This window comes from Candidatus Hakubella thermalkaliphila (genome assembly GCF_013281975.1).
GTDB classification, from domain to species: domain Bacteria; phylum Actinomycetota; class Humimicrobiia; order Hakubellales; family Hakubellaceae; genus Hakubella; species Hakubella thermalkaliphila.
On the sequence record NZ_BLRZ01000100.1, the window covers coordinates 1 to 6,862 of the forward strand.

The following is a 6,862-nucleotide window of genomic DNA, read 5'->3' on the forward strand; positions in this document are numbered from 1 at the left end:
CTGGACACGGAACCGGGGGTAGATAAGCGCTCGGCCCAGGATATGGTCGCCGAAATCGGGGTAGAGATGGGTCAGTTTCCGTCCCATAAACATCTCTGTTCCTGGGCGGGTATTAGTCCTGGGAACAACGAAAGTGGGGGCAAGCGCCGCAATGGGCGAACCACCAAAGGCAACAAATGGCTGAAAGCGATCTTGGTGGAATGTGGGCATGCTGCCGGACGGACTAAGAACACCTATCTGGGATCGCAATATGCTCGTCTTGCCAGCCGCAAAGGGAAGAAGCGAGCAGCAGTCGCGGTGGGCCACAGCATTCTGGAAGGTGCCTATTTCATCATCCGAGACAAAGTGCCTCACCGCGAGTTGGGCGTCAACTACCTTAACGAAATCAACAAAAAGCATATCATCCGCCACCATGTCCGTCGGCTCGAAAACCTGGGACTCAAAGTCGATATTCAAGAACTACCTCTGATAGCATAACGGCCGCTACGGAGGTTATTTTCAAGGGAGGTACTTTCAGGGGATCAGGTCCAGGTAATTTTCCATGTTAATGCCACCACTGTTCTAGGCCAAAATATACATGTTGTTGGAAGCATCCCTGAATTAGGCAACTGGAATCCTACCAACTCATCTGAATCAATGATGAATCCAAACTATCCAAGATGGTTTTTACCAGTTAGCGTGCCCGCAGGCACGACATTCCAGTTCAAATTTATTAAGAAAGATGCTGTCGGAAATGTAATTTGGGAAAGTGGGAGTAATCGAATATTTACTTCTCCTTCCAGTTCAACTGCTACTATTGATACTCCTCTGTATAATTGGCAATAATTTTTGTTACCACAATACAGACGAGTTGTGTATGAGATTATATATACATTATGGGGGATGGGAATTGAGGTGGTCAATCCCCATCCGATTCAATTGAATTCGTAATGAATAAAAATGAGAGAGATGGTGGCTTTATATGAAATGTTATTCAGAAAAAGCTAGCATTTTATCCATATTGTTTATGGGGTTGGGGCAGTTGTACAACAGGCAGTTTGGCAAGGGCATTTTATTTGCAGCGGTGGAGATCCTATTTATAGTATACATGTTGCCGTTTGTATCAAGAGGTTTGTGGGGGCTTGTTACCTTGGGAGAAATCCCGCAAAGAATGGAGGCTGGGAAGATACTTCCCGGGGATCATTCCATATTTCTTATGATATATGGCATCATGTCGGTGCTTCTACTCCTTGTTTTTGCTGCTATCTATGTAATGAATTACTTTGATGCCCGGAGAGTGGGAGAACAGCGGGATAAAGGAAAGCCTGTTAAAAACATTATAAACTCCATTGCGACATTGTACGAGAAGGGATTTCCGTATTTAGTGCTCACTCCCGCTGGTATTTTCCTGCTTTTTCTGACTGTTTTGCCGTTGATATTCGGCATGTTGATTGCATTTACTAATTATTCGGGACCTCATAATGTACCCCCACGGGCTTTAGTGGACTGGGTGGGTTTTAAAATTTTTATGGAACTGTTCAGACTCCCCTTATTAAGAGAAACATTCTTTGGTGTAGCAGCATGGACGATCACTTGGGCATTGGCTGCAACTTTTACCACATTTTTTGAAGGACTAATTATGGCTGTGCTGATAAACCGACATGGTATAAAATTGAAGCGATTTTGGAGGACTATATACATTTTACCTTGGGCCATGCCCGGGTTCATATCGATCCTGATAATGCGTAATATGTTCAACGGACACTTTGGACCAATCAATCGATATCTAGAATTTATTGGATTACCTGCGGTTCCTTGGTTTGCTGAAACCGAATGGGCTAGAACAACTGCCATAATTGTGAATCTATGGCTTGGGTTTCCTTATTTCATGGCAATGATGTCGGGGGTTATATCAGGGATATCAAAAGATCTTTATGAAGCGGCTGATGTAGAAGGAGCGAGCTCAAGACAGCAGTTTTGGAAGATAACCGTGCCGTTGGTGCTATATATGACTGCACCACTTTTAATAATGGGTTTTGCCTTTAACTTCAACAATTTCAATATGATCTATTTGCTAACTAGTGGACTGCCCAGTAATGCTTCTTATTTTTTTGCAGGCGATACCGATATCTTCCTGTCGTGGATTTATAAACTAACGCTTGAGAGAAGCCAATTCCACCTAGCATCGGCGGTTTCAATAATAATCTTTATTTTTCTTGCAGGCATATCAATATACAACTTTAAAAATACTAGGGCTTTCAAAGAAGAGGGGCTGATACAATGATGGGAGCCAGAATGAAAAGCAGACTGACCCGGCTGTTCATATATACGATCCTTACAATAACTGCCATAGCATGCGTTTATCCTATCCTGTGGGTAATAATGGCGTCATTTAATCCTGGAACTTCATTGTTCAGCGCCACTCTGATTCCAGACCGATTGACCACCGCCCATTATTTCAACCTGTTTGTTGAGAGGGAATTTGGGCTATGGTACAGAAATACCCTCAACATCGCGTTCTGGACCATGATCCTCGCTGTTGCTCTTGTAATACCTACTGCCTATGCGTTGTCCCAGTTCCGCTTCAAAGGTCGCAGGCTATCGCTCATGAGCATGCTGGTGCTGCAGATGTTTCCATCGTTTATGTCCATGATAGCCATTTATTTGCTGCTCTTGCAATTGCGGCTTCTGGATACTCACATTGGATTGATTCTGGTATACGCAGGCGGCGCTATTCCATTCGGTTCATGGCTGGTGAAGGGTTATTTTGACGGAATACCCCGGTCTTTGGCTGAGGCTGCCAAGATTGATGGAGCCAGCAACGCAACGGTTTTTACAAAAATAATGCTGCCATTGTCATCGCCCATTATTACATTTGTCGCATTGTCAAATTTCATAGCCCCCTGGATGGACTTTATTCTTGCCCGACTGGTGCTCCGTTCATCTGGGAGAAAGACACTGGCCATCGGGCTTTTTGAGATGGTAACAGGCTATGCGCACACTGAATTTACTATGTTTGCCGCAGGGTCCGTCATGGTTGCCATACCCATAACCATACTCTTCATATTTCTGCAGCGGTATATAGTGCAGGGCTTGACTGAAGGCGCATCAAAAATTTAGAGCCACCCTGAAGTCGGTTCATGCCGAAGGACATTGTGCTGCAAAGGATAAGCTCACATAGAACTAGGAGGAGAGTAGTGGAAAACCTAATCTTTGGCGGCGGGGGGACCCCGTTTCACTCCGGTGGCAAAGAGGTACCCTCAGACCCCATCTTTGGAGGCTTAGATACTACCTCTGGAGCTCTCTCTTACTTAGGCGAGGCAAAGCAGGGTGTATCTCATCGGAATCATATCTATCCTCAAGACGCTCATCCTGGCCAGGAGACAGCACTTATGGTGAATGTTGGTGATTCAGTCCGTGCCGACCGCCTATTCGCCTATTACACGACTGATGGTACAGACCCCTGTGGTAGCCGGGGTAAAGCAATCCAGGGGTTCACCGTCTCTTTCACAAGGGAATCCAGTAAGTGGGACCCTCTGATTTGGGGCTACCGAGAAGAGTGGAAGGGCATCATCCCGCCACAAGCTGACGGAACGAAAGTTCGTTATATAATCGAAGCCTGGGATTCGCTAGGAGACAAAAGTTTCTTTGCCGACAATAATGCCTCAGACTCATTGCAGGCCACCCGCTTTTCTTATCTGGTCGACGATCTTGATGCACCCACATGGGCCCAAGATGCCATAATCTATCACCTTCTTATAGATCGTTTTTATCCTGGTGATGACATCCCTGGCTGGCTCAGACCTGGATCACCCTTGGGTTTCTACGGCGGAACATTACAGGGCATCATGGACAAGCTCCCTTACCTGGCTGATCTGGGAGTCACCTGCCTGTGGCTCTCCCCGATGTGGGAAAGTCCTTCTCATCATGGATATGACATTGTTGACTATACTGTGATAGCCCAGCGTTACGGAGGTAACAGGAAGTTTCAGCAGTTGGTAGAGGCGGCCCACTCCCTGGGCTTACGAATCATTCTTGACTTTGTGGCCAACCATAGCTCTGACCAGCACCCCTTTTTCCTGGCTGCCCAGACAGATCAAGAGAGCCCCTACTATCACTGGTATTGCTTTACCAGATGGCCAGAGGAATATAGAAGCTTCTTCGGCGTAAAGTGGTTGCCTCAGTGGAACCTGGACTACGAGCCCACACGTAAATACATCATCGATCAAGCTGTTTGGTGGGTGAAAGAGTACGGTATAGATGGATACCGGCTGGATTATGCCCTGGGGCCGTCTCATGACTTCTGGGTAGATTTCCGCCAGGCAGTCAAAGAAGTGAATCCGGAGACTCTTCTTATAGGAGAAGTAGTCCACGGGGCTGACGTCATCCGTAGTTACGAGGGACGCCTGGATGGCTGCCTGGATTTCCTTTTGGCCCAAAAGATACATCAGGTCTTTGCCTCCACCATCTTGGGAGTGGAGGCACTGGACAGTTTTCTGGAGCGCCAGGAGCGCCATTTTTCAAAACATTTCGTACTCCCTACTTTTTTGGACAATCATGATATGAATCGCTTTCTTTGGATGGCGAGAGGAGACAAGCGCCGGCTAAAGTTGGCAGCATTGTGCCAGTTTACGCTCCCGCAGCCCCCCATTATCTACTATGGTACTGAAGTAGGGCTCTCCCAGGAGAGAAATATGTGGACTTCGGATGGGTATGGGCATCACGAGTATGCCAGAATGCCTATGCTCTGGGGGGAAGCTCAGGACCAGGATCTTCTGGAGTACTATCGACATCTTTGTGCTATCCGCAGAGAGAATTCCGTGCTACGGAGCGGAAGGCGAATTACTCTGCATCTGGATGCAGTTACAAATACCTATGCTTATGCTTTGCAGGGGAGAGGACATGCTGATGGCGAAAAAGAAATTGTAGTCATCATCAATAGCAGTGAGGATGTAAGATCAATAACTGTCTCTCTTCTTCCTCCTGGGTTTCCAGAGAATACTGTGCTCCAGGATCTAATTGATGGCCAATCCTATAAAGTGAGGGAAAGCCACTTAAAGCTTACTTTGAATCCGCTCCAGGGAATAATCCTGACACGAGCAAAGGCATGAATATAGGACAGCGCAAGCTGGTTTGCCTTTCCTCATTGACAAGCGAACATATGTTTGCTAATATGAATCCGGTAACACACCTTGTTCGCCATTATGGGCATACTTAAGACTGTGATAAACTTGACACAGAACACGATATATAGTGATGGAAAAGGGATGGAGCACATGGATGGGTGCTAAAGAAAAAGTTCTTGAATATCTTAAGCAGCATCTCAACAAGTGGATTCACAATCAGGAACTCCGCAAAATTTCTATGGCAAACGATACCCGCGCATAATTAGAGCATTAAGGCAGGAAGGTTGGAAGATTGAAGTAAGAGGAGATGGATATAATCGACTCACTTCATTAGAGCAGAAGGATGCGCGCGGGGAAAGAAAGACAATAAGTCGGAAGATGCGATATGAGGTTTTCAACCGAGATAGTTTCAAGTGTAGAGCGTGTGGACGTGACGTGACTGACGGCACTAAACTTGAAGTAGATCACATAATCCCTATCGACTGGGGAGGCAAGACCGAGCTATCAAACCTTCAAGCATTATGCAGAGAATGTAATGCTGGTAAGAAAGCCTGGATGAGTGGACATCAACCAGAGAAGATGCAGAAAATTATGTCTAATCCTACAGTTGAATCACGAATTGAGGCTTTGTTTGATACTTTTCCGAATGAGGATATTCCCTCGGAGATGGTGCGGTTAGTTTCAAAAGGCGCTCTTGATTGGCAGAGAGCGTTACGAAGAATTCGCCAAAGAACCGGAAAGAAGATTTTGCCAATGGAAGGAAGAAATGGTTATCATTATTTCAAGAATTAGAGGAGTATTTCATGGAGTTAATCAATAAGATAATCTGCGGCGATGTCTTGGAAGTAATGAAGCAAATACCCGATGGTAGTGTTCACCTGGCTGTAACTTCGCCACCTTACAATGTCGGTATCGAGTATGATAATCATAATGATATGATGTCTTACGACGACTACCTTGCCTGGTTGATGAAAGTCTGGATTGAAACAAAACGTGTCTTGGTTCACGGTGGTCGATTCTGCCTCAATATTGCTCCTACAAGCATTAAGAATTTCAGACCTGTTCATTATGATTTTGCGGCTCAAATGCAGGAAATTGGGATGATAATGCGGACTGAGATTCTCTGGTATAAACAAACGATTCGTAGAAGGACCGCTTGGGGCAGCTGGAAGAGTCCTTCAAACCCACACATATTACCTTCTTGGGAGTATGTTTTGGTGTTTTCAAAGGGTAGCTGGCAACTGAAGGGCAATCCCGAGGATGCGGATATTACGGCAGCTGAGTTCGAGAAATTTTCAGACGGTTTTTGGTACATTCCACCTGAAACGCAAAGGAATGGGCACCCCGCCCCCTTTCCAGAGGAACTGATCCACCGGTTGATAAAATTCTATTCTTACAGGGGAAATGTTGTTTTGGACATGTTTGGAGGCACTGGCACTGTTGCTATAGTGTCGTACAAAACAGGCCGCAGATTCATCCACATAGATATATCTGAGGAATATTGTAGGACTGCATATCAACGGTTGTATAAAATAGAAAGCCAGATGGAACTATTTCCATCGGTTGTTGGCGAACCGACTGTAGAATATAAAAAAAGTTCAGATCTTTCCCGTCTATCCTGAAGTTCCCACACGTCTATTTTTTTGGGTCAGAATGGTTCTCTTCCCTTCGCACATTTGCAGTCGAGATATGGTAACCATGGGAGGCTGTCCGGAAACTAGGATTTAGGAATGAGAGGCGAACTCGGTGCATCACGT

The 6,862-nt window shown here is 45.7% G+C and carries 7 protein-coding genes; all 7 read left to right on the plus strand.

All coding sequences use genetic code 11. From position 1 onward, the window contains the following. On the plus strand, positions 1–477 hold a 477-nt coding region (locus HW443_RS08630), incomplete at its 5' end, for a transposase (protein WP_176238070.1). 57 nt (positions 478–534) lie between these two features. Further along, positions 535–825, plus strand: coding sequence for a carbohydrate-binding module family 20 domain-containing protein (locus HW443_RS13965; protein ID WP_176236885.1), 291 nt, complete (start codon positions 535–537; stop codon positions 823–825). Positions 826–961: 136 nt separating this feature from the next. Then, positions 962–2,263: a carbohydrate ABC transporter permease gene (locus HW443_RS08640; protein ID WP_176238071.1), complete on the plus strand. Its 1,302-nt coding sequence runs from the start codon at positions 962–964 to the stop codon at positions 2,261–2,263. After that, a complete protein-coding gene (locus tag HW443_RS08645) occupies positions 2,260–3,099 on the plus strand; it encodes a sugar ABC transporter permease (RefSeq protein WP_176231720.1) in 840 nt (279 codons plus the stop codon). The genes HW443_RS08640 and HW443_RS08645 overlap by 4 nt, the downstream gene beginning before the upstream one ends. A gap of 77 nt (positions 3,100–3,176) precedes the next feature. Further along, positions 3,177–5,090 (plus strand): alpha-amylase family glycosyl hydrolase, encoded by a 1,914-nt coding sequence (locus HW443_RS08650; protein ID WP_176231719.1) that lies wholly within the window; start codon positions 3,177–3,179, stop codon positions 5,088–5,090. Between the two features lie 393 nt (positions 5,091–5,483). Further along, positions 5,484–5,897: an HNH endonuclease gene (locus tag HW443_RS13970; RefSeq protein WP_258189456.1), complete on the plus strand. Its 414-nt coding sequence runs from the start codon at positions 5,484–5,486 to the stop codon at positions 5,895–5,897. Continuing rightward, complete coding sequence (locus HW443_RS08660) at positions 5,804–6,727, plus strand: DNA-methyltransferase (RefSeq protein WP_176236884.1); 924 nt, start codon at positions 5,804–5,806, stop codon at positions 6,725–6,727. Before HW443_RS13970 ends, HW443_RS08660 begins: the two co-directional genes overlap by 94 nt. Positions 6,728–6,862: the final 135 nt, after the last annotated feature.

Excerpts from the sequence above, each read along its gene's own strand:
- HW443_RS13970 (WP_258189456.1), top strand. The coding sequence starts at position 5,484 with ATGCGATATGAGGTTTTCAACCGAGATAGTTTCAAGTGTAGAGCGTGT.
- HW443_RS08640 (WP_176238071.1), top strand. The coding sequence starts at position 962 with ATGAAATGTTATTCAGAAAAAGCTAGCATTTTATCCATATTGTTTATG.
- HW443_RS08645 (WP_176231720.1), top strand. The coding sequence starts at position 2,260 with ATGATGGGAGCCAGAATGAAAAGCAGACTGACCCGGCTGTTCATATAT.